The organism is Mesorhizobium neociceri, assembly GCF_013520985.1.
In the GTDB taxonomy this organism is placed as follows: Bacteria; Pseudomonadota; Alphaproteobacteria; order Rhizobiales; family Rhizobiaceae; genus Mesorhizobium; species Mesorhizobium neociceri.
The window spans coordinates 25,307-44,993 of record NZ_JACDTY010000025.1; the positions used below are offsets into that span (position 1 = coordinate 25,307).

Annotated in this window: 27 protein-coding genes; 18 read left to right on the top strand and 9 right to left on the bottom strand. The window is 61.6% G+C overall.

Annotated elements, in window-relative coordinates; genetic code table 11:
- Positions 1-60: 60 nt before the first annotated feature.
- Positions 61-192, bottom strand: coding sequence for a hypothetical protein (locus H0241_RS36170; RefSeq protein WP_268926454.1), 132 nt, complete (start codon positions 190-192; stop codon positions 61-63).
- Positions 193-347: 155 nt separating this feature from the next.
- Between H0241_RS36170 and H0241_RS30815 the strand changes: the two genes are divergently transcribed.
- Complete coding sequence (locus H0241_RS30815; protein WP_181061534.1) at positions 348-539, top strand: hypothetical protein; 192 nt, start codon at positions 348-350, stop codon at positions 537-539.
- A gap of 186 nt (positions 540-725) precedes the next feature.
- Here the strand turns inward: H0241_RS30815 and H0241_RS30820 are convergent, their stop codons facing one another.
- Entirely contained in the window at positions 726-1,160 is a 435-nt protein-coding gene (locus H0241_RS30820; protein WP_181061535.1) for a CBS domain-containing protein, read from the bottom strand.
- Between the two features lie 142 nt (positions 1,161-1,302).
- Here H0241_RS30820 and H0241_RS30825 point away from each other — a divergent pair, with 142 nt between their 5' ends.
- Positions 1,303-2,238 carry a complex I NDUFA9 subunit family protein gene (locus H0241_RS30825; RefSeq protein ID WP_181061536.1) on the top strand — a complete coding sequence of 312 codons (936 nt, stop codon included), beginning with the start codon at positions 1,303-1,305 and terminating at the stop codon, positions 2,236-2,238.
- Positions 2,239-2,307: 69 nt separating this feature from the next.
- Positions 2,308-2,544 (top strand): hypothetical protein, encoded by a 237-nt coding sequence (locus tag H0241_RS30830; protein WP_181061537.1) that lies wholly within the window; start codon positions 2,308-2,310, stop codon positions 2,542-2,544.
- Between the two features lie 96 nt (positions 2,545-2,640).
- On the opposite strand, the gene H0241_RS30835 is transcribed toward H0241_RS30830, so the two are convergent.
- Both H0241_RS30835 and H0241_RS30840 read right to left on the bottom strand, forming a co-directional pair.
- On the bottom strand, positions 2,641-3,189 hold the full coding sequence (locus tag H0241_RS30835) for a DUF6496 domain-containing protein (protein ID WP_181061538.1): 549 nt from the start codon (positions 3,187-3,189) through the stop codon (positions 2,641-2,643).
- Positions 3,190-4,040: 851 nt separating this feature from the next.
- Complete coding sequence (locus H0241_RS30840) at positions 4,041-4,286, bottom strand: hypothetical protein (RefSeq protein ID WP_181061539.1); 246 nt, start codon at positions 4,284-4,286, stop codon at positions 4,041-4,043.
- Positions 4,287-4,607: 321 nt separating this feature from the next.
- Between H0241_RS30840 and H0241_RS30845 the strand changes: the two genes are divergently transcribed.
- The 4 genes from H0241_RS30845 (at position 4,608) to H0241_RS30860 (ending at position 5,839) form a co-directional block, all read left to right on the top strand.
- Positions 4,608-4,814: a hypothetical protein gene (locus H0241_RS30845; protein WP_181061540.1), complete on the top strand. Its 207-nt coding sequence runs from the start codon at positions 4,608-4,610 to the stop codon at positions 4,812-4,814.
- A gap of 134 nt (positions 4,815-4,948) precedes the next feature.
- The gene (locus H0241_RS30850) at positions 4,949-5,155 is read left to right on the top strand and encodes a hypothetical protein (RefSeq protein WP_181061541.1); all 207 of its coding nucleotides are present in this window, start codon (positions 4,949-4,951) and stop codon (positions 5,153-5,155) included.
- A gap of 63 nt (positions 5,156-5,218) precedes the next feature.
- Positions 5,219-5,638, top strand: a complete 420-nt coding sequence (locus H0241_RS30855; RefSeq protein ID WP_210285138.1) for an SgcJ/EcaC family oxidoreductase — start codon at positions 5,219-5,221, stop codon at positions 5,636-5,638.
- Between the two features lie 42 nt (positions 5,639-5,680).
- A complete protein-coding gene (locus tag H0241_RS30860; protein WP_181061542.1) occupies positions 5,681-5,839 on the top strand; it encodes a hypothetical protein in 159 nt (52 codons plus the stop codon).
- A gap of 184 nt (positions 5,840-6,023) precedes the next feature.
- On the opposite strand, the gene H0241_RS30865 is transcribed toward H0241_RS30860, so the two are convergent.
- Complete coding sequence (locus H0241_RS30865) at positions 6,024-6,995, bottom strand: ATP-grasp fold amidoligase family protein (protein ID WP_181061543.1); 972 nt, start codon at positions 6,993-6,995, stop codon at positions 6,024-6,026.
- Positions 6,996-7,255: 260 nt separating this feature from the next.
- Between H0241_RS30865 and H0241_RS30870 the strand changes: the two genes are divergently transcribed.
- Complete coding sequence (locus tag H0241_RS30870; RefSeq protein WP_181061587.1) at positions 7,256-8,755, top strand: HAL/PAL/TAL family ammonia-lyase; 1,500 nt, start codon at positions 7,256-7,258, stop codon at positions 8,753-8,755.
- Between the two features lie 26 nt (positions 8,756-8,781).
- On the opposite strand, the gene H0241_RS30875 is transcribed toward H0241_RS30870, so the two are convergent.
- Entirely contained in the window at positions 8,782-9,360 is a 579-nt protein-coding gene (locus H0241_RS30875; RefSeq protein ID WP_181061544.1) for an NUDIX domain-containing protein, read from the bottom strand.
- 155 nt (positions 9,361-9,515) lie between these two features.
- Between H0241_RS30875 and H0241_RS30880 the strand changes: the two genes are divergently transcribed.
- The 3 genes from H0241_RS30880 to H0241_RS30890 all read left to right on the top strand — a co-directional run bounded on the left by H0241_RS30880 (position 9,516) and on the right by H0241_RS30890 (position 11,367).
- The gene (locus H0241_RS30880; protein WP_181061545.1) at positions 9,516-10,613 is read left to right on the top strand and encodes an NADH:flavin oxidoreductase/NADH oxidase; all 1,098 of its coding nucleotides are present in this window, start codon (positions 9,516-9,518) and stop codon (positions 10,611-10,613) included.
- Positions 10,614-10,809: 196 nt separating this feature from the next.
- Complete coding sequence (locus H0241_RS30885; protein WP_032891817.1) at positions 10,810-11,088, top strand: DUF982 domain-containing protein; 279 nt, start codon at positions 10,810-10,812, stop codon at positions 11,086-11,088.
- A 39-nt stretch (positions 11,089-11,127) separates the two neighbouring features.
- A complete protein-coding gene (locus H0241_RS30890) occupies positions 11,128-11,367 on the top strand; it encodes a DUF2188 domain-containing protein (RefSeq protein WP_181061546.1) in 240 nt (79 codons plus the stop codon).
- Between the two features lie 81 nt (positions 11,368-11,448).
- Here H0241_RS30890 and H0241_RS30895 read toward each other — a convergent pair whose 3' ends face one another.
- Both H0241_RS30895 and H0241_RS30900 read right to left on the bottom strand, forming a co-directional pair.
- Positions 11,449-11,718: a hypothetical protein gene (locus H0241_RS30895; protein ID WP_181061547.1), complete on the bottom strand. Its 270-nt coding sequence runs from the start codon at positions 11,716-11,718 to the stop codon at positions 11,449-11,451.
- A gap of 157 nt (positions 11,719-11,875) precedes the next feature.
- Positions 11,876-12,862, bottom strand: a complete 987-nt coding sequence (locus H0241_RS30900) for an alpha/beta fold hydrolase (RefSeq protein ID WP_181061548.1) — start codon at positions 12,860-12,862, stop codon at positions 11,876-11,878.
- A 173-nt stretch (positions 12,863-13,035) separates the two neighbouring features.
- Between H0241_RS30900 and H0241_RS30905 the strand changes: the two genes are divergently transcribed.
- From H0241_RS30905 to H0241_RS30935, 7 genes are all read left to right on the top strand, one after another.
- Positions 13,036-13,776, top strand: coding sequence for a competence/damage-inducible protein A (locus H0241_RS30905; RefSeq protein ID WP_181061549.1), 741 nt, complete (start codon positions 13,036-13,038; stop codon positions 13,774-13,776).
- Positions 13,777-13,873: 97 nt separating this feature from the next.
- Positions 13,874-14,707: a universal stress protein gene (locus H0241_RS30910; RefSeq protein ID WP_181061550.1), complete on the top strand. Its 834-nt coding sequence runs from the start codon at positions 13,874-13,876 to the stop codon at positions 14,705-14,707.
- Positions 14,708-14,926: 219 nt separating this feature from the next.
- The gene (gpt, locus tag H0241_RS30915; RefSeq protein ID WP_181061551.1) at positions 14,927-15,427 is read left to right on the top strand and encodes a xanthine phosphoribosyltransferase; all 501 of its coding nucleotides are present in this window, start codon (positions 14,927-14,929) and stop codon (positions 15,425-15,427) included.
- Positions 15,428-15,635: 208 nt separating this feature from the next.
- A complete protein-coding gene (locus tag H0241_RS30920) occupies positions 15,636-16,133 on the top strand; it encodes an NUDIX hydrolase (protein ID WP_181061552.1) in 498 nt (165 codons plus the stop codon).
- 197 nt (positions 16,134-16,330) lie between these two features.
- The gene (locus tag H0241_RS30925; RefSeq protein ID WP_181061553.1) at positions 16,331-16,651 is read left to right on the top strand and encodes an ArsR/SmtB family transcription factor; all 321 of its coding nucleotides are present in this window, start codon (positions 16,331-16,333) and stop codon (positions 16,649-16,651) included.
- Positions 16,648-17,112 (top strand): SRPBCC family protein, encoded by a 465-nt coding sequence (locus H0241_RS30930; RefSeq protein ID WP_181061554.1) that lies wholly within the window; start codon positions 16,648-16,650, stop codon positions 17,110-17,112. The genes H0241_RS30925 and H0241_RS30930 overlap by 4 nt, the downstream gene beginning before the upstream one ends.
- Positions 17,113-17,138: 26 nt before the next feature.
- Positions 17,139-17,552: a GFA family protein gene (locus H0241_RS30935; RefSeq protein WP_181061555.1), complete on the top strand. Its 414-nt coding sequence runs from the start codon at positions 17,139-17,141 to the stop codon at positions 17,550-17,552.
- A gap of 44 nt (positions 17,553-17,596) precedes the next feature.
- Here the strand turns inward: H0241_RS30935 and H0241_RS30940 are convergent, their stop codons facing one another.
- Positions 17,597-19,402 (bottom strand): ABC transporter ATP-binding protein, encoded by a 1,806-nt coding sequence (locus H0241_RS30940; protein ID WP_181061556.1) that lies wholly within the window; start codon positions 19,400-19,402, stop codon positions 17,597-17,599.
- Positions 19,403-19,687 lie beyond the last annotated feature (285 nt).

Here is a 19,687-nt window from a genome sequence, read left to right on the forward strand (position 1 = left end):
GGATTGTCGCTCAAATTTGTATCGAAGCGGCCGGAGCAAGGAGCGCAACCACAGCGCAATTTACGGCGCGCTGGCCAGAGCTTTACCAAGTCTTGCCCTGGCAAGAAAAAGGCCGCGCATCCAGACGAGCATGGCCAGCAAATAGCCGGCGCGTTGCATGAGGAGAGTGGAGCCCTGCATCGCGTCGGCCATGCGGCGAGTTCGGGAAGCCGCGTCGGCTAGCTAGGGCCGGTCAGTTTTCCGGCAATGGCTTGGTATGAATCCGTACCATCTTTTTTAATTGAAGGCGCGATTTCGGCGGCCATATAAATTCGGAATTGTCATCTACGGGCGAGGACAATTTTGCGATGGATATAATCCAGGAAAGCGATACCCGCCGGAAGGCGGTTGAAGTGGTCGAAGCCTGCGGCGAATGGTTTGTCCACGTGGTCGAGGGCGATCAGGCAACTAGCATCTCATTCGAGCTTGAAGCCTTCGCGCTTGTCTATGCGGAAGGCCAGCGGATGCGCCTGGGCCTGGACAAGGTCATGCGGCTCTAAAGCGTTTGCCCCCAAAACGGACCGCTATCCAACAGCCGAGCACATTTTGATCGGCGCAACGATATCAGCGTGGCCGAGACATTCAGGCCCTATGGCCAGAACGCGTCGGCGTGTAGGCATCGCGACCGGCGCCGGCGTCTGCCGGCGCTCCGCGAAACAAGCTTGGACCTGGGTGCCGCGGCTTCTTCAGGCAGTCTGCGAATGCTCGCCACCCGGCTTCGAGATGCCGCTCAAAGCCACAGCTGCTTCTGTCGCTTCGCCATTTGTCGCGAGGTCGCCAAGGGAGATGATGCCGACGAGCCTCTTGTCGCGGTTGAGAACGGGCAGCCGTCGAACCTGCAAGTCGCCCATGTTCTCCAAAACATTCTCGATTTCTTCATCGTCAAAGCAATATTTGACCTCCGCGCTCATGACGTCACGCACCTTGGCGTCAGGCCCTTTGCCCAACGCCACGCCGCGGATGGCGATATCGCGATCGGTGATCATACCGACCAACCGGTCGTTATCGCCTACGGGCATCACTCCAGCGTCTAGTTTGCCCATCATCTGCGCTACGTCGCGAATTGACTGCTCAGGATTGGCGACCTGAACATCCCTGGTCATGCAGTTACCCACTTTCATGGCAATCTCTCCGTCACTTGCGAGCCCGCCGCCATATCGGTGCAGACCGAGGGAACGAAATCCTGGGCGGTAACGTTCCATTCAATCCGGGATTGACTGCCCGGAAATTTTTCAGCCGCGTTGCAAGTGCCTGGAAAGCGCGATGGCAAGCGATCCTGAACGGAACGGCTCTCCAACTGAAAACATCGTGACGGTGTTCGGCGGAACAGGCTTCCTCGGACAACGAATCGTCAGCCGGCTACTGGACAAGAAGATGGGCGTTCGCGCGGTTTCACGCCATCCAGGCAGAGATCAGCCCCGCGCGTCGCCCCAACTGAAAAGGATTGAGGCAAACATCCTCGATCGACCCTCAATCGCCGCTGCCGTTTCGGGCTCTCGCGTGGTGGTGAACGCCGTCAGCCTCTATGTCGAGCGCGCGGGGCAGAGTTTCGAGCGCGTGCATGTGGAGGCCGCGGCGGACCTGGCTGCCGCTTCACGGGAGGCGGGTGTCGAGAAATTCATACAGATTTCTGGAATAGGGTCTGATGCCCGGTCCTCTTCCGCTTACATCAGAGCCCGGGGCCGCGGCGAGGAAGCCGTAAAGGTTGCCTTTCCGCAAGCGACTGTCGTTCGGCCGGCGGTCATGACCGGCCCCGACGATACGTTCCTCACGGCCATCATCCGGCTGTTGCGCCTCCTTCCGGTTTATCCGCTGTTCGGCAACGGCGACGTGCGGCTTCAACCCGTCTATGCCGGAGACGTCGCGGAAGCCGTCGCTCGGCTTGCTTCGGGCCAATCTGACACGGACGCCCATGTCTTCGAATTCGCGGGTCCGCATGTTTACGCCTACAAGGACCTGGTTCGGGAGATAGCGGGCCTTCTTCAAATACGGCCCACATTGATGCCAGTGCCCTATCCGATCTGGACGTTGCTCGCGACGGCTGCAGAGTGGCTTCCGGCCGCGCCGCTTACACGCAATCAGGTCGAGTTGATGCAGGATGACAACATCGCATCCGGCAATTTTCCGGGACTCAAGGACTTGAGCATCGAACCGCGCGAACTCGACGCAGTGGTTCGCATGATCGACGGAAGCCGATGAGGAGCCATTTCTGGCGGGGAACATATGTCTTCCTGAGGGGTTGGTCGAATTCGAAAGGAGAATCCAGCCATGGCCAAGTGTGATCAATGCGGCAACGACTACGACAAGTCCTTCCAAATCTATCTGGGGGAGCAGACTTACACCTTCGACAGTTTCGAATGTGCGATCCAGAAGCTCGCTCCGACCTGTCCGCACTGCAATGTCCGCGTCGTTGGCCATGGCTTCGAGCAGGACGACGTCATCTATTGCTGCGCCCATTGCGCCGTGCAAGAAGGCGCCGCCGCGCTCACCGACCGCGCGCCTTGAGACAATAGCACCGCCCGCCTTTCTATTGGCGACCGCTTCGGCACTCCGCCAGACGTCCTTTCTAGCTCGAATCGTCGTGGCGAGCACTCGAGCAAGCTAGGCGTGATGCGCCCGTGTCTTGGCGGCCTTCTCCGCCGCCTGCTTTCTTCCGCGAGCTCCTTTGGTCTGTGCGGCCTTGCGTGCAGCCGCGGAGCGGCCGGATGCGCCCTTCGTCTCGGCGGCCTTCTCCGCTGCGGCCGAGCGTTCCTCGGTTGTCCGGTGTGATGCCGCTGCCTTGGTCTGCCGTGAGAGTGCCTCATGCGATGCCGTATTTTTCGGTTCGCGCTTAAGGACCTCGGAAACCGCCCTCGATACCTTCGGGCGATGCTTGGGTGTGCGCTGGCCTTGGCCGACCTCGTAGGCATATTCGGCGCTCTTACGGGTGCTCTCCTTGACCTTTCCTTTCTTGGGGGGCGGCAGGTCGACCCCGGCCCGACGCGCCTCGGAAAGACCGATGGCGATCGCTTGCTTGGTCGAGCGTGCGCCGTGCTCGCCGCGTCGGACCTTGTCGATCTCCTCGTGTATGAACTCGCCGGCCTGCGTGCTCGGCGACTTGCCTTCGCGCTTGTCCCTTCGCGCCTTCTCAATGGTTTTTCTGTCCGGCATAGCGTTTCTCCATTCTAGGATATGTCAGCCATCTGGACGCGGATGCGCCCTTCGAGATTTCAACGCATCTGGGCCGCAATTGATCCTTGGACCTGCCTTCGGTTAGTCACCACATCGACTGCGAATTGCGCTCGCCGGATCCTGAGCGGAACGCTCCTTGGTGATCTAGTGATTACCCTCGAGACAGGGCTTCTGGGTAGCCGTAGGGCAGTGGGGTGCGGTTGGCAGGTCGGCTGTCAGGACTTTTTATCGCCGTTTGGATTTGGTGCCGGCGCCTCGCGCACATCTCGCGGTGGCGGGTCGATATGTTGAGGCTCTGGCGATGCGTCCTTGTCTGGATCGACAGGCGCCTTCCCAGGACTGGGTTTCGGCGGCGGAACTTTGATTTTGCCTCGCATGCTCAAAGAACCGATATCGCCACTCTCTTGTTCCCACACACGCTCTGATATTTTAGCAGTTGCGAAACAAAGGCGCCCATTCCCGCGTTGAGATTTCGTCCACTACGGGGAGAAACTCGCAAATGGATCCGGCAACCGCAGCAATGATGGTTCTGCTGTCGTGCAGCCCAGGCGAGGCTGTCTGCAAACCGCTCGATACGTCACCGGCCATGATCTTCGTATCCCTTGACGAATGCCAGGCTGCGTTGGCCAACAGGCTGGCTGGCGCCCCCAACGGGGAAATCCTGGGGCGATGCAGTTCTGTCGACCCATCCGCTACAGCGTCCCTTCCTGCCGGGTATAGGACGGTCGTCGTCACGCGGGGCATGGGGGCAAATGCGGTGAGCAGTCGCTACATCGTGCTGCACAAAGACTGAGCCCGCCACCGTGAGGCAGCCGGCACGGCCGCCCGAGCTACTCCAAAGGCGGCTCTTCGCTCGGTGGAGTCAAAACGGTAATATCCATTCTGGCGATTGTCGATGCGGCGCGCCCCTGTGCACCAGGATCTGTGTCGCCACTTTCTGCCACCATGGCCTTGGCGCGATGTCCTACGCTGTCTGCGCTTTTGCCTGGCGCAAATCCTTCGCCCGGTTCTGTCTTTGCGGGTTTCGGTTGAGTTTCCGTTGCCTGCCGATGTTGATTTCCAATCGCCGAGACCATTGATACCTCCGCTTGGTGAGGCCGTGACTGTACCTGTCAAGGCTGTAGCGAGCCTGACCATTCTAAACAGCCGCGACCGTGAGGCGGTGGGCTCACCTTCTCGATGCCGTGGCGCTCGCAGCCCAAACGCCGCCTGCGTTCGTCGCGCTCTTCTGGCGTGCTTTTAGGTCGGCGCCCACGACGTCGATCTTCGGATATCTCGTCGGGTGGGGAGTTCAACCTCAGCCCCCTTGATGCGGCACCGGTTTCGCCCGACAATAGGGAACGATTTCGCCCGCCATGTGTTAGGCACTCATGAATCCCTCGGACCCCGGACCCAGAATGGCAGCCGATCTTTTCACGATGCGACTCGCCGATGCTCAGCAGCGCATCAAACAGACCGAGCTAGCGCTTGTACTGAGCGAGAAAATGGTGGCTGAGAACCTCGCTTTATCCAGCAGGATACGATCTGCGAGGCGGCGTATCGTGAAGCCGAGAGGGCGTCTGGCGACAATCGACCCAACAACCCTGAAAGAGTTCGCACTCTGATCGCGCCCCACTCCCGATAGTGTGGGAGAGGTTGTTGATACCCTTAGCGGTGATCGGCCAATACGTCACAGGAACCAAAGCGTTCGGCAGGGGTTGGTGTTCCGAAGGGACCGCAACCCAAAGGAAGCGGAACGATGGACCTGAGGAACCTGGAACTGGCCAGAGCACGACAGCGCGTCGGCCGGGCAAAGTTGGATCTCGAACGCGCTGAAAACTTGCTCGATGAAGACTGCGGCGTCGCCATGAATCTTGCCTTGTGTTGCCGAATTCGGTCCGCGCAAAGGCGCGTGGTCGAGGCCAGGCTGCGCCTTACGAAGATCGATCCCGGCAGGACAAATTGACCCGACACCGGGCAGTGCATCAGTTTAGCGGAAAGCATTCGCAGGAGACGTAGGGTCATCAGTATGACTAGCAAGCCAGAATACGTCGCTACCGCTTTTACGAACGCTTGGAACCGGCATGATATGGATGAGTTCGCATCTCTGTTCGCTTCCGATGCCAACTTCGTCAACGTCGTAGGTGTTTGGTGGAAGAACCGATCCGAGATCGAAGCGGCGCACCGAGCTACCCATCAGACCATGTTTCGGGATAGCCGACTAGAAGGCGATGTCTCGTCGGTTGTGGAATTGGCTCCGGGGCTTGCTTCCGTTCACTACAGGTGGACCCTAACGGGAGCATCTGCTCCGGACGGGTCCCCGGCCGGAGTTAGGAATGGCATATTGCTTCTGATTGCCCAAGAAGGGCAATCGGGATGGCACATCAAGGTGGCTCAGAACACGGATATTGTTCCTGGCGCAATCGCACCAGCCGGCGCGAAAAGCTAACCATGCCCCACCGGACCTAAAGGCAAGAAACGCCCTGCCGACGTGATCGGCAATGCCGTCCGCGTCATGCGCATTGCGACGGGCGAGGAAGCCGACGAGGTGATTGACGATGGCAAAGACCCTGCCGCCAAGGCACTGTTGCGCCGAAGCCGGGCAAGCGCGGTCCCTACAAAAAAGTCGGCTGCCGAAATTTCAAACTGAGACACTACCCAACCCCGAGATCGCGAGACGTGGCCCCATCTATTGAACTGCCGAGCCACTATCTCTTTCTCGCCTGGAAAGAGACTTAAAATCCCTCGATCTCTGATCGTACGGGTTCGACGCCCGTCGTCCGCACCACCCTTCGCTCTTCGAGCTTAGGCGGCAGGCCGCCGGAGCAGACGTCTCAAATGTCGAGATAACCGGCGGCCACGAGCATTGCCTTGTATCGTCGGGCAAATCGGCTGGGCAAACGGCTGAGGTACCCCGAGGCGCCAATATCCCAATGCGCGCCCAGTTCGCCATCGAAGCTCGCCGGGTCGAACTGCAGCAGCCCGCTGCGCGGATATACCGTGAATTCTCCGAAGATCGGTTCTCCCTCCTCCTCGTAGAAATCGACACGCACCATGTCGAACTCGCTGCCAAGCGCCTCAGCTGCCTCGATCATCCGGGCGAGGCTCTTGGGAGGGGGAATTTCCAGGCTCGAGTCGATCGCACCCTGGACGATGTTGAGCGGACGCCAGTCGCGATCCAGGTGGCCCGTATTCTTGGCTGTGGAACGGAAAGCGACGACGACAATGTACTCGACGCGGCCGGCCAGCACACAGAGTTTGTAGTCGACCGGGTCATAATCCTGGTCCTTGCCGACCAGCGCTTCGACGAAAACCCGCCGCCTGATGTGCGCATAGCTGCGCTCAAGCTTGCGGGTGCCATAGGTCTGGGCAAGGTGTGCCGCCATCCCGGCAATGATAGCCTCCCGGTCGGCGCTTGCCGGATAGCGAACGATGACGTTCATGGCGCAACCGTGGTTGCATTTGACGGCGTAGGGAACGTTCAAGTCATCGAAGGGGATCTGGCTCGGATCGTCGCCCTGCCACAGCACCTTTGGGACGGCGAGCCAGGGAAGCCGTTTCCGGACGATTTCCTTGGACTCGATCTTGTCGAGAAGACCGGCGAAGCGAGGATCGTCATCGAAAATCTTGCGCCAATGGATCTTCTCCGTGAAGGTCACAGGGGCTGCGAAATTCGGCAAATGCCGCATCCGCTTAAGGAAACGCTGGGTCAACCGGCGGTAGCGGACAAGCAGCGCGGCGTTCAGCAACAGGAGCGATGCTCGCGCGCTGTTTCGCTTCAGCCATGCCTTTGCGCCAGGCGCCATTCCGGTGTCCTTACAACTTCCGGACGACTAGGCGACCAGGATTCTCGGGTCAAGTCCGCGATGACGCATCCTTCGAAAGAGCTGCAGGTGCCGGATCAGAATTTATTACCCACGACGTCGCTACAGTCGCATCAATCGCCGATTCCATCGCCATTATGCATCGCGGTTGTGCGGTACGGAGCCAAGAGCAAGGTCTCACCCAGCCTTTCGAGCGAGCCAACAGCGCTTGCGCATCCGCAGCGCTATTTTCGGAACGACCAATGACAATAACGATAGATGGCAACGCCAGCTGGCGCGACATCGCGCAAGTGAGCGAAGGCGAATCCCTGGCGCTCAGTCCGGCAGCGTGGGAGAGGATCGCCTTTGCGAACCAGATCGTAGCGGCCATCGTCGAAAAAGGCATCCGCGCCTATGGCGTAAATACCGGGGTCGGCGCATTGGCAAGCAAGGTGGTGGCGCCTGCGCTGCAAAAGAAATTGTCGCGCAACATCATTCGCAGTCACGCCTGCGGCGTCGGTGACCTTGTGCCGAGACGCGGCGTGCGCGCCATCATTGCCGCTCAAGTGGCAAATTTCGCGCATGGCCATTCCGGCGTAAGCCCTCAGATCGTCCGCAATCTGCTCACCTTCATCGAGCGCGACTGCGTTCCCGACGTGCCGTCCAGGGGATCGGCCGGGTATTTGACGCACAACGCGCATGTAGCACTGATCTTGATCGGTGAAGGCAGTGCAACCGTGGCAGGCCGCTCGATGAGCGGACTGGAAGCGCTTGCTGAAATGGGTCTGGAGCCACTGGAGCTTGGCGCGAAGGAAGGCCTGAGTCTCGTCAATGGCACGGCGTGCGCGACCGGCCTGACAAGCATCGCCGTGCAACGCGCGGAGCGCTTGTTGGGATGGGCTGACGCGGCGGCCGCTTTGACGCTGGAAGCCGCGGGCGCACAAATGCCGGCCTTCGGCGAACAAATCCTGGCGATGCGGCCCTCACCCGGCATTCAGGATGTGGGCAAAGCGCTGCGAGGCTGGCTTCACGGCAGCGAGCTTATCGCGCTTGCCCACGGCAGCCGCACGCAAGACGCACTCAGTCTTCGCGCCGTGCCGCATGTTCACGGCGCCGCTCGCGAGGTGTTGGACCGGTCGGCTGAGTTGGTCGACCGCGAACTGGCTGCCGTCACAGACAATCCCGCGGTATTCGGGTCGTTGAACGATCCCCAGGTTGTTTCAGAGGCGCATGCGGTGGCGCCGGCGCTCGGGCAGGCCGCCGACGGACTGACCATCGCTTTGGCGCAGGTGGCCGGAATGAGCGAGCGTCGGATCGACCGTCTCGTCAATCCTCTTGTCAACAATTTGCCGGCCTTCCTTGCCGATGAGGACGGCAGCAATTCCGGCTTCATGATTGCCCAATACACCGCCACGTCGCTCAGCAACGTCAATCGGCGCCTGGCCGCGCCGGCCGCGACCGACGGCGGCGTCACATCCGGCCTGCAAGAGGACTTTCTGGCTCATCCGACCGTCGCAGCCAACAAGCTGCTCGCGGTTATCGACAATGCCGAATACATTTTGGCAATCGAGCTCATGGCGGCCGCGCAGGCCCATGATTTTCTGGCAGAGCGCGGTGCACGTGCGCCTGGTACCGACACCATCTATCGCATGGTCCGGGAAAATATCGCGCACTATTCCGACGATCGGCCTCTGTCCGGGGACATGGAGGAACTGCGCAACTTCATCCGCGAAGTGGACGTGCCGCCCTGCCCGCAGCAGTGAAGCACGTGCTCGACGCTCTTCTTGAATTAGGCCTTCATCGGATACAGTTTCAAATGCTGGATCAGGATGATCGTCTTGGCGTCGATGATGCGGCCGTCAGCAATTCCGGCCAGCGCCTCATCGAGCGGCATTTCCAGAACTTCGATGTCCTCGCCCTCTTCCGGCGCGCCGCCTCCGGCCGAGATGCGGTCGGCGGGTGAGTAGCGCGCCACGAAGAACCACAGCCGTTCGGTCACGCTGCCCGGGCTCATATAGGGCGCAAACAGCCGCTCGATGTTCTCTAAGTGATAGCCGAGCTCTTCCTCGGCCTCCTTGCGGATGGCGGTTTCGGGATCGTTTTCGTCGAGCAGACCGGCGCAGGCCTCGATCAGCGGTTCGCGGTGGCCGGTGACATAGGCGGGATAGCGAAACTGCCGCACCAGAAGCACCGTCTGGCGCTCGGGATCGAAAGGCAGGATCACCGCACCGTCGCCGCGATCGTAGGTCTGCCGGATCTGCGTCTCCCACTGCCCGTCGCGCCGGCGATAGTCCAGCACGGTCTTCTTCAGGACCGCCCAGTCGTCGGAAAGGACTTCCTCCGAGCGGATGCGGATACGATCTTCCATGGTCAACTCCGTGCTGTCGGCGCCATGGCGTAGCCGCGAACCGGTGTCCGCGCAACCGAAACGATGATTGGTCCAGCACCGGCTTTCACCGCCTCGTGTCTGGTGCCGTCAGTTGCCGTCGCCTACATAACTGCAGCCCCTCCCGGAGTTTTTCGATGACCGCAGCGCTTTTCCAGCCGATCACCCTCGATGGCCTGACCTTCCCGAACCGCGTCGCGGTAGCACCCATGTGCCAGTATTCCGCCGACGACGGCTCGGCCACCGACTGGCATCTCTATCACTGGATGAACCTGGCAATGTCGGGCGCCGGCATGGTCACCGTCGAAATGACCGATGTCGAGCGGCGCGGCCGCATCACCCATGGTTGCCACGGCCTCTATTCCGACGACAACGAGGCCGCCGCCCGGCGCACGCTGGATGCCGCCAGGCGCGTCGCCGCCCCGGAGACGAAATTCGGCATCCAGCTTGCCCATGCCGGGCGCAAGGCGTCCAACAGAAAACCCTGGGAAGGCGGTGGTCCGCTGCAGCCGGGCGAGGATCCCTGGCAGACGGTCTCGGCCTCGGCCATCGCCTATGACAGCGGCTGGAACGTGCCGCATGCGCTGGAGGAGGATGAAATCCTGCAGTTGGTCGAGCGCTTCACTCAAGCCGCAAGGCGAGCCGAGCGCGCCGGTTTCGACTTCCTCGAACTGCACGCCGCCCATGGCTACCTGATCTTCCAATTCCTGTCGCCGCTCTCCAACCAGCGCACCGACCGCTGGGGCGGCTCGCTGGAAAACCGCATGCGTTTTCTGCTCGAAATCGCCAAATCGGTAAGGAAGGCGGTTCCAAACCTGATGCTTGGCACACGCCTGTCCGTAAAAGAATGGGTCGATGGCGGCTTCGAGGTCGAGGATGCGATCGAAGTGGCCAAGGCGCTGAAAGCGCTGGGCATTGCCTATCTCTGCTGCTCGAGCGGCGGCAATTCGCCGTTGCAAAAGCTGCCGATCGGCCCCGGCTACCAGGTGCATCTGGCGGAAGCGGTGCGCAAGGGCGCCGGCATCCCGACGCGGGCTGTCGGCCTGATCGACGATCCTGCCCAGGCCGAAGCGATCGTCGCCGACGGCCGCGCCGATATGGTGGCGCTGGCTCGCGCTTTCCTTGCCGACCCACGCTGGGGCTGGCGCGCCGCCGCCACCTTTGGCGAGAAAATCCATCCGGCACCGCAGCTTGCACGTTCGGTAACGACGATGCAGCACTGGATGAGGGGCTGAGCAGGCTGCACCGACGGCTGCGCAACGATTGCGGTTACTGAGACGCCAATGCATGTCGCCCAAAAGTGGAACCCGTTTTTGGGCTAACGGCATGCATCAGGCAAAGACCTAAAGGCGCGTCGCCAACGCGACGTGACGTTTGGGCGCAGGCTGACCGCCACTTTTGCAACCAAATTGGCTGCTTTGCGTTGCGGCCATCATGGATAACAAACCTTTTGAAACGCCCGTCGTGGTCGAACTCGGCCATGTCGGCAAATATCGCCAAATCCGCAGCACCCAGGAAGCGGCGGAGTGTCTGATGACGGTCTGGCCGCTCAATCGCGGCCCGCGCCACCGTGATGCTCTCGACACTTGCCTCAAAGTGCTGGAAGGTTATCGTTCGACGGCCGATGCGCGCCGGGCATTGATCGAAGCGGCCAAGGAATCGGAAGTGCTGGTTCCCGAAGACCGGCTGCCCGACGCCAAATTGCATTGAACGGGCTGCATTGAACGAACGGACGAACCGGAGGATTTCATGGCGAAGCTGACTTACAAGATCGTCGAGCATGACGGGGGCTGGGCCTACAAGGTCGGTTCGACATTCTCGGAGACATTCCCCACCCACCAGGACGCGCTGCGCGCCGCCGAGATCGCCTCGGCCGAGCAGCAGGTCGCCGGAACCACTGACGGCATCCAGTATGAGGATTCCGAAGGCAAGTGGCACGACGAACTGGCCGATGGCCGCGATCGGCCACAGACCGAAGTTTCCGACTAATCTTTTGCGTGAGTTGTCTCGCTGCCGGCCGTGGATGCCCTGTTTCAGGCATCCTGCCGGTCAGTCGAGTCTACGGCCTGATTACTTGCCGCAATAGTGATCGTTGACGTTCAGCCCGGCATTGGCGTCGGGTCCCGCCGTATTCGAAGCACAAGGCCCAACCGGGCCGGTATTGCTCAGGCTGTTCAGGCCTGAGGAATCGATGCTGCCGGTGGTGTTTGGATCGACGCTCATCGTCTGCTCGTTGGCAACAGGGCGATGGTGGGTGTGGGCGGTATAGGACGACTGCGCCATCGCCGAGGTGGCGACGCCAACCGTGAAGACCGAGACTGCGAGGATCTTGGTAAGCATAGAAAGCACTCCATTCCATTTTCTCGTCGCTTATCGTGCGACAGCGGAAGAATCCCTCCGCGGGCTCGAAGTTCCGACAAGAAAACGTGAAGCCGCGTGAGCTTCGACACCTTTATGTGACTGCTGCGTGAATTCGTGGTCAGCCGATTCGACCGATTCAGTCCGAGCTGATGTTCCGGCCTGCGAATGCCCGCTCGGCGATACGCTTGATGAAGGCGATGACGCGGTCCGGCTCGATGAATTGCGGCATATGGCCAAGGCCGTCGACGGCCTCGAAATCGACCCCTTCGATCCGGTCCTTCATCGGCTCTCCGTGGGTGCGCACGGCGATGACGCGGTCATCGGCTCCGAAGAAAATGCCGGCCGGCATCGTGATCCCACCATAACGCCACTCGATGCGGCCAAGATCCTCTTCGACCGCCATGAAATCGGTGGAGGTCGCATGGAAATGGGCTGGCCTCAGCCCGAGCCATCCGCCTCCGTGGATCATATAGTCGGCTGGAACAGGCTGCGGCGCGAAGATGAACTCCATTGTCGGCCGCGCATATCTGAGGCTTGTCGGTATGGCGACGGTATAGGCCATTACCCAACGCCACAGGCGCGAACGGATATAGAGCAGGCCCGCTTTCTCGCGCACGCCAACTTCCAGATGTGTCAGCGGCGCCAGCAAGGCGATGCCGGAAATCGCGTCGGGATGTTCCATGGCCAAGGTCAGCGCGACGGCGCCGCCCAATGAGTGCCCGACCACAAGCGGCCTTTCCAGTCCGAGCGTTTCGATGAAACGCCTGATGATCTCGGCCTGCTCAGGCAAGCGGCCGGTGGTGCCTTTCGCCCGCACCGAATAGCCCGATCCCGGCCGGTCGAGTGCAATCAGCCGGTAGCCCGGGCCGAAGCGTCCGAACAAAGTGTGCCTAAAATGATGGAGCTGGGCGCCAAGCCCATGCACGAATACGATCGGCCTGCCCTCACCCTCATCCACATAGTGGATGCGGTTGCCGTCGATCGCGACGAACTGTCCGCTGGTCGGCACCAGCCTTTCGGCCTTGGCGGCGATCAAGAGGGTCGCCGCCACCAGGCTGATGACGATGACGAGAGCCAGCACGAACAGGCCGATTAAGAGCCACAGCAGAATCGATACCAGCATTTTTCACCCGGAGCGGCCTGGGCGCGCACCATCACCCACTGCCGAACGCACGGCAAGGCGGGTGGCGGCTTCTGTCGGCATTGCCGCCCGTTCCATGTCGCGCTATCTCAGGCAACCTTGTCTGCCCAGGGCGACCCTGTCTGCCCTGAGGCGCCTTTCCGCCGGAGCTTTCCATGCCTGAAATCGTCACTGCCGCCATGCTTGTCATCGGCGACGAGATTCTGTCCGGCCGTACCAAGGACAAAAATATCGGCCACCTCGCCGACATCATGACGGCCATCGGCATCGACCTGAAGGAAGTGCGCATCGTTCCCGACGAAGAGGACGAGATTGTCGCGGCGGTGAATGCCGTGCGCGCCCGCTACACCTATGTCTTCACCACCGGCGGCATCGGCCCGACGCATGACGACATCACCGCGGATTCGATCTCCAAGGCCTTTGGCGTGCCCTGCGAATACGACGCCAAGGCCTATGCCATGCTGGGCGAGAGCTATGCCGCGCGCGGCATCGAATACACCGAGGCGCGCAAGCGCATGTCGCGCATGCCGCGCGGCGCCGACCATATCGACAACCCGGTCTCCGTGGCGCCTGGCTTTCGCATCGGCAATGTCCATGTCATGGCCGGCGTGCCTTCGATCTTCCAGGCTATGCTCGACAATGTCGTGCCGACGCTGAAGGCAGGCACAAAAATGCTGTCGGCAACCGTCCACTGCCCGTTCGGCGAAGGCCTGATCGGCGGCCCTTTGGGCGACATCCAGAAGGCGCATCCCGACACAATCATCGGCTCCTACCCGAAATATGGCGATGGCAAATTCTGGACGGAGCTGGTCGTCCGCGCCCGCAGCCAGGAGGCGCTGGATTCCGCGCGCAAGGACGTCGAGGCCATGGTGGCCGGCTTTACCGCCGCCAATTGATCGGGGACTCGCGGCCCATCGCCGAGCCGGAACCAAGCGCTGCACTTCGACGTTTTCCCTCAGGCGCACCAGACGCCGGCAGATTTGAGGGATTCCCATGCGCTTCAAGACCATCGTCGCCATATTGCAGAACGAACAGGATGCCGAACGCGTCCTCGACTGCGCCATTCCGCTCGCCGACCGGTTCGAGAGCCACCTGATCGGCATCCATGCCGAAGCGCTGCCCGTTCCCTACACCTCCGCCACCGGTTTTCCCGACACCGAGTTCCTGCAGGTTTCCGCAGACATGAACCGCGAGCGCGCCGAAAAACTGGAGGCGCTTTTCCTCAAGCAGATCGAAAAATCCGGCCTTTCCTTCGAATGGCGCAGTTTTGAGAGCTTTTCCGGCGACAGCGCGCTGACCGGCATTTCCAATGTGCGCGCCGCCGACCTGATCATTGCCGCTCAGCGCGAGACCGGCGGCGATCCGAGCGCCGATGTCGACACGCTGGTCTACGATGCCGGCCGGCCGGTGCTGGTGGTGCCGCATGACGGCCCGCTCGTCACCACCTTCAAACACGTGCTGCTCGCCTGGAACGGCAGCAAGGAGGCAGCGCGGGCGGCCTTCGACGCCCTGCCCTTCATCATCGAGGCCGAGAAGACCGACATTCTGGTCATCGATCCGCCCGACACGCTGGACGAGAACCCGGAGGCTGCCGGCGCCGAGATCGCGGCGGCGCTGTCGAGGCACGGCGCCACCGTCAGCGTCTCGGTGCAGAAGTCGGGCGGCATCGCCGTCGACGACGTCATCCAGACCAGGATTGCCGAGACCGGCGCCGACCTTCTGGTGCTCGGCGCCTACAGCCATTCCTGGCTGCGCCAGCTTTTGTTCGGCGGCGTGACGCGCACGGTGTTGCGCACCGTGCCGGTGGCGGCTTTCCTCTCGCGCTAGACCGATCGCCAATGCAGCCCTTGCCAAGGCCAAGCCTTTCCGGCTAATTCCGCGCGCATTCCCCTAGAGCCGGATGATTTCAGGTCGAATAGACTGGAAATCATCCGGCTCTAAATCAAAGAAGTAGAGCATGATGCCTGGACAAACGGTTTCCGTTTGTCCGAGAAAACCGCTTCACACTTTTTGGCATCATGCTCTAACGCGCGGAGTGCAGCAACAATGTCCCTTCCCGAAAAAGCCTTTCCGGTCTCCTGGGACCAGTTCCACCGCGACGCCCGGGCGCTCGCCTGGCGGCTTGCCGGCGCCAACAAGGGTCAGTGGAAGGCCATCGTCTGCATCACCCGCGGCGGCCTGGTTCCCGCCGCCATTATCTCGCGCGAACTCGGCATCCGCGTCATCGAGACGGTCTGCGTCGCCTCCTATCACGACTACACCAGCCAAGGGCAATTGCAGGTGCTGAAGGAGATCACGCCCGCCCTGCTCACCGATGATGGCGCCGGCGTGCTGATCATCGACGACCTCACCGACACCGGCAAGACGGCCGGCATCGTGCGCGCCATGATGCCCAAGGCGCATTTCGCCACCGTCTATGCCAAGCCGAAAGGCCGGCCGCTGGTCGACACCTTTGTCACCGAAGTCAGCCAGGACACCTGGATCTACTTTCCCTGGGACATGGGTTTTACCTACCAGAAGCCGATCGCCGACGATCACGCCGGCTGATTCGCCAGCGCCCATTCTTCTGTCCAGGCGGCCGGAGCCGCGGCGTTTGCTGTGGAAACTGGCGCCGCAAGACACAATATTCTGTTGAATAGACACCTGTTGGCGGAATTCGACGGGTTGGTGTGACGTTTTTTACTTTTATGACTTACACTTGGCCGTAAGATTCGTGTGACGGCAAACGATTCTGAGGGCTGGGGTAGCTTCTCCGATGCTGACGAGACCAACGACGCACAACCATATGGCCGAAAGGGTCCGGCGACTCTTCGGGACCTCGCCGTGCCGTCTGCAGGTTGCGGCTCTGCCCTGGCGCACCACCGAAAACGGCATCGAAATCATGCTGATCACCAGCCGCGACACCGGCCGCTGGGTGCTGCCGAAAGGTTGGCCCGAAGCCAGGGAGCCGCTCTGCGAGGCTGCAGCGCGCGAGGCCGGCGAGGAAGCCGGATTGCGCGGCAAGATTTCGCATTTCGAGGCTGGCCGCTATTTCTACGCCAAGGCATTGGCGTCCGGCGAGGAAGTGCCTTGCGAAGTGCTGGTGTTTCCGATGCAGGTCGAGCGCGTCTCCGACCGCTGGAAGGAAAAGCGCGCGCGCACCCGCAAATGGGTCAACGCGGCCGAGGCCGTGCGCATGATCAACGAGCCGGATCTTTGCCAGATCATCGCCCATTTCTGCGCCGATCCGTACAAATTCGCCGCTAGAACCTAGCTATAATTCCACGCAGCACATTCCCATGCGCCAGCGCAGGTGCTCGTCATCGATTCTGACCGTGCGCTTCGCCTCCGGCGCGGTCGATCCAGCTCCAGTCCGACATCGATAGATCCCTGCCCCTCAGGCCACGCTTTGCCACGGCTTGACATGCAGGTATTTACCTGCATATTATGTCTGCAAGATGAGTGAGACCGATGGACGCCGACAAGGTTTTCAAAGCGCTGGGCGACCCGACACGCAGAAGGCTGCTCGATCTTCTGTGTGAGAAGAACGGACAGACGCTCGGGCAGCTTTGCGAGAACCTCGACATGGCAAGGCAATCCGCGACCCAGCACATCGACCTTTTGGAGGCGGCCAATCTGATCAGCACGGTCAAGCGTGGCCGCGAAAAGCTGCATTTCATCAACCCCGTGCCGCTGCACGAAGTCTACGAGCGCTGGGTGCGAAAATTCGAACGGCAGCGGCTGAGCCTGCTGCACGACCTGAAGCAAGAACTCGAAGGAGACGACCAATGACCCGGGAAACCACCAGTTTTGTCTACGTGACCTACATCAGATCGACGCCGCAAAAAGTGTTCGAGGCCATCACCAGGCCCGATATCGCCAAGCGCTACTGGGGCCACGAAAACGTCTCCGACTGGAAGCCCGGATCGAAATGGGAACACATCCGCGCCAATGACGAGCGCTCCGTCGAACTCATCGGCAAGGTCGTCGAAATCTCGCCGCCGACCCGCCTGGTCATGACCTGGGCCAACGCTTCGCAGGCCGACGATCCGACCAAGCACAGCCGGGTGACGTTCGCCATCGAGGAATACGACACCATGGTCAAGCTGACCGTCAGCCATGACGAACTCGAAGCCGGCAGCGGCATGGCCAAGGGCATCAGCCAGGGCTGGCCGGCCGTGTTGTCCAGCATGAAATCCTTCCTTGAAACCGGCACCGGCATCGACCTTTTCGCCAAGCCGAAATCGGCCTGAAGCAAGCTTCCAGCGGGAGAACGACGATGACCAGGCACTTTACAGGCGGCTGCGCCTGCGGCGCGATCCGTTATGAGGCAAGCGGCGAGCCGATCTTTCAGAACCACTGCCAATGCCTCGATTGCCAGAAGCGCAGCGGCACGGGCCATGGCTCCTATGTGACCTTCGGCCGGCGCGCTGACGTAAAGATCACCGGCGAGCCAAGCACCTGGCGGATGATCGCCGACAGCGGCAATGAAAAGGTCCAAGCCTTTTGCCCGACCTGCGGCACGCCGCTCTACCTGACCTTCGTCGCCATGCCCGAGCTGACTGCGATCCATGCCACCAGCCTTGACGACGCCGGCCAGTTCAATCCGCATGCGGTCACTTACATCGTCCGCGGCCATACCTGGGACACGATCGATCCCGCGCTCCAGCCATTCGAGCGAATGCCTGGATGAACCGAGCAGAGCCCTATCCCCTCGGATAGGGCTCTGCATTCAGCTCAGATCACCAGGCCCTTGGTCAGTTCCAGCGCCTGGCGCTCGAACAGGCGGCGGTAGATGCCGCCCTTCAGCCGGATCAGCTCGTCATGCGAGCCTTCCTCGACGATCTTGCCGCGATCGAACACCAAGAGCCTGTCCAGGGCGCGCACCGTCGACAGCCGGTGGGCGATAACCAGCGTCGTGCGACCGACCATCAGCCGCTCCATTGCCTGCTGGATCAGCACTTCAGATTCCGAATCGAGGCTCGATGTCGCCTCGTCCAGGATCAGGATGCGCGCATCCGCCAGGAAGGCGCGTGCGATCGCCACGCGCTGGCGTTCGCCGCCCGACAATTTCACGCCGCGCTCACCGACCAGCGTGCCGTATCCCTTCGGCAGGCTGGTGATGAAATCATGCGCACTGGCGAGCCTGGCGGCATGCTCGATCTCGGCCTGCGTGGCGTCCGGTCGGGCATAGGCGATGTTCTCGGCCAGCGAGCGGTGGAACAGGATCGGCTCCTGCTGCACGATGGCGATCTGCGCGCGCAGCGACGCCTGCGCCACAGCAGAGATGTCCTGGCCGTCGATCAGGATCTTGCCGCCGCTGACGTCATAGAGGCGCTGGATCAGCTTGACGAACGTCGTCTTGCCCGAGCCGGAATGACCGACCAGTCCGACCCGTTCGCCGGCCGCTATCTCCACCGAAAAGTCACGGTAGAGCGGCAGCCGATGACTGCCATAGTGGAAGGTGACGTTGTCGAAGCGGATAGCGCCCTGCGTGATCCGGATCGGCTGAGCGCCGGGCCGGTCCTCGATGCCAAGCGGTTGCGACTGGAAATCGACCAGTTCCTCCATGTCGTTGATCGAACGCTGCAAATTACGGATATGCGTGCCGATGTCCCTGAGATAACCCTGCAGCACGAAGAACGAGGTCAGCACGAAGGCAACGTCGCCGGCGCTCGCCTGCCCCCAGGCCCACAGCATCAGCGACAGCCCGATCACCGCCGTCCGCAGCACCAGCAGCATGGCGCCTTGCGTGGTGCCGTTGATGGTGCCGCGCACCCAGGTGCGGCGCGTGCGTGCCCGCCATTTGGCGACAACCTTGGCGAGCCGTGCTTCCTCGCGCGTCTCGGCGCCAAAGCCCTTGACCACGGCGTTGCAGCTCACCGCATCCGCGAGCGACCCGCCGAGCCGCGTATCCCAGCTGTTGGCGAGCCGTGCCGCGGGCGCGACATAGCCAAGCGACAGCATCGCCGTCACCATGATGAACAGCACCGAGCCGACTGCTACGACCAGCCCCATCAGTGGCCAGAACCAACCGAGCAGCAGCGTCGAGCCGACCAGCATGGCGACCGACGGCAAAAGCGCGATCAGGATCGTGTCGTTGAGCAGGTCGAGCGCCCACATGCCGCGCGTGACCTTGCGCACCGTCGAGCCGGCAAAGCTGTTGGCGTGCCAGTCGGTGGAGAAGCGCTGCACGCGGTGGAACGCATCGGCGGCGATATCGGCCATCATCTTCAGCGTCAGCTCGACAATGCCCATGAAAGCGAGGTTGCGCAGCACCACGCCGGTCAGCGCCAAGGCGACGAGCGCGAAGAACGCCGCCATCGCAGCATTCCACGCGACATCGCCGGCCGAAGCACTGCTGGCGACGGCGTCGACCAGCCGGCCGGAATAGAGCGGCGTCAACACGTCGGCCAGGGTCGACAGCAGGAAGCCGCCCATGATCAGCGAAAGCCGCCACGGCTGGCGCCGCCAGTGGCTGAGCGTGAAGCCAAGAACGCTGCGAAAGGCGCTTGCGCGCAGGTCGATTCGAAGACGAGCCATGATGTCCATCCGGGCGCAAAAAACGCCCGGTCCCGGTAAGGTCGAAAATTGAAAACCGCGCTGGGCAATTCGCCCGGGGCTGCGGAGGTTCGGCATAGGTGGCGGCGCGCCCTAGATATCGGGTGGCGACCGGCATCGGCGGAAGCCTGTACTCGACCCGGCATCGCCGCGAAGGACAAACCTTCGCCGGACACCAGGTGAGACCTAGGCTTCGCGGCCTCGCATTACCATGTGAAATACTGCCATTCGGACCTCCCGCAACACAATTGCGGAGGGGTCCTTATA

Coding starts and splice junctions, on each gene's coding strand:
- H0241_RS36170 (WP_268926454.1), bottom strand. CDS start 192: ATGGCCGACGCGATGCAGGGCTCCACTCTCCTCATGCAACGCGCCGGC.
- H0241_RS30815 (WP_181061534.1), top strand. CDS start 348: ATGGATATAATCCAGGAAAGCGATACCCGCCGGAAGGCGGTTGAAGTG.
- H0241_RS30820 (WP_181061535.1), bottom strand. CDS start 1,160: ATGAAAGTGGGTAACTGCATGACCAGGGATGTTCAGGTCGCCAATCCT.
- H0241_RS30825 (WP_181061536.1), top strand. CDS start 1,303: ATGGCAAGCGATCCTGAACGGAACGGCTCTCCAACTGAAAACATCGTG.
- H0241_RS30830 (WP_181061537.1), top strand. CDS start 2,308: ATGGCCAAGTGTGATCAATGCGGCAACGACTACGACAAGTCCTTCCAA.
- H0241_RS30835 (WP_181061538.1), bottom strand. CDS start 3,189: ATGCCGGACAGAAAAACCATTGAGAAGGCGCGAAGGGACAAGCGCGAA.
- H0241_RS30840 (WP_181061539.1), bottom strand. CDS start 4,286: ATGGTCTCGGCGATTGGAAATCAACATCGGCAGGCAACGGAAACTCAA.
- H0241_RS30845 (WP_181061540.1), top strand. CDS start 4,608: ATGGCAGCCGATCTTTTCACGATGCGACTCGCCGATGCTCAGCAGCGC.
- H0241_RS30850 (WP_181061541.1), top strand. CDS start 4,949: ATGGACCTGAGGAACCTGGAACTGGCCAGAGCACGACAGCGCGTCGGC.
- H0241_RS30855 (WP_210285138.1), top strand. CDS start 5,219: ATGACTAGCAAGCCAGAATACGTCGCTACCGCTTTTACGAACGCTTGG.
- H0241_RS30865 (WP_181061543.1), bottom strand. CDS start 6,995: ATGGCGCCTGGCGCAAAGGCATGGCTGAAGCGAAACAGCGCGCGAGCA.
- H0241_RS30870 (WP_181061587.1), top strand. CDS start 7,256: ATGACAATAACGATAGATGGCAACGCCAGCTGGCGCGACATCGCGCAA.
- H0241_RS30875 (WP_181061544.1), bottom strand. CDS start 9,360: ATGGAAGATCGTATCCGCATCCGCTCGGAGGAAGTCCTTTCCGACGAC.
- H0241_RS30880 (WP_181061545.1), top strand. CDS start 9,516: ATGACCGCAGCGCTTTTCCAGCCGATCACCCTCGATGGCCTGACCTTC.
- H0241_RS30890 (WP_181061546.1), top strand. CDS start 11,128: ATGGCGAAGCTGACTTACAAGATCGTCGAGCATGACGGGGGCTGGGCC.
- H0241_RS30895 (WP_181061547.1), bottom strand. CDS start 11,718: ATGCTTACCAAGATCCTCGCAGTCTCGGTCTTCACGGTTGGCGTCGCC.
- H0241_RS30900 (WP_181061548.1), bottom strand. CDS start 12,862: ATGCTGGTATCGATTCTGCTGTGGCTCTTAATCGGCCTGTTCGTGCTG.
- H0241_RS30905 (WP_181061549.1), top strand. CDS start 13,036: ATGCCTGAAATCGTCACTGCCGCCATGCTTGTCATCGGCGACGAGATT.
- H0241_RS30910 (WP_181061550.1), top strand. CDS start 13,874: ATGCGCTTCAAGACCATCGTCGCCATATTGCAGAACGAACAGGATGCC.
- gpt (WP_181061551.1), top strand. CDS start 14,927: ATGTCCCTTCCCGAAAAAGCCTTTCCGGTCTCCTGGGACCAGTTCCAC.
- H0241_RS30920 (WP_181061552.1), top strand. CDS start 15,636: ATGCTGACGAGACCAACGACGCACAACCATATGGCCGAAAGGGTCCGG.
- H0241_RS30925 (WP_181061553.1), top strand. CDS start 16,331: ATGGACGCCGACAAGGTTTTCAAAGCGCTGGGCGACCCGACACGCAGA.
- H0241_RS30930 (WP_181061554.1), top strand. CDS start 16,648: ATGACCCGGGAAACCACCAGTTTTGTCTACGTGACCTACATCAGATCG.
- H0241_RS30935 (WP_181061555.1), top strand. CDS start 17,139: ATGACCAGGCACTTTACAGGCGGCTGCGCCTGCGGCGCGATCCGTTAT.
- H0241_RS30940 (WP_181061556.1), bottom strand. CDS start 19,402: ATGGCTCGTCTTCGAATCGACCTGCGCGCAAGCGCCTTTCGCAGCGTT.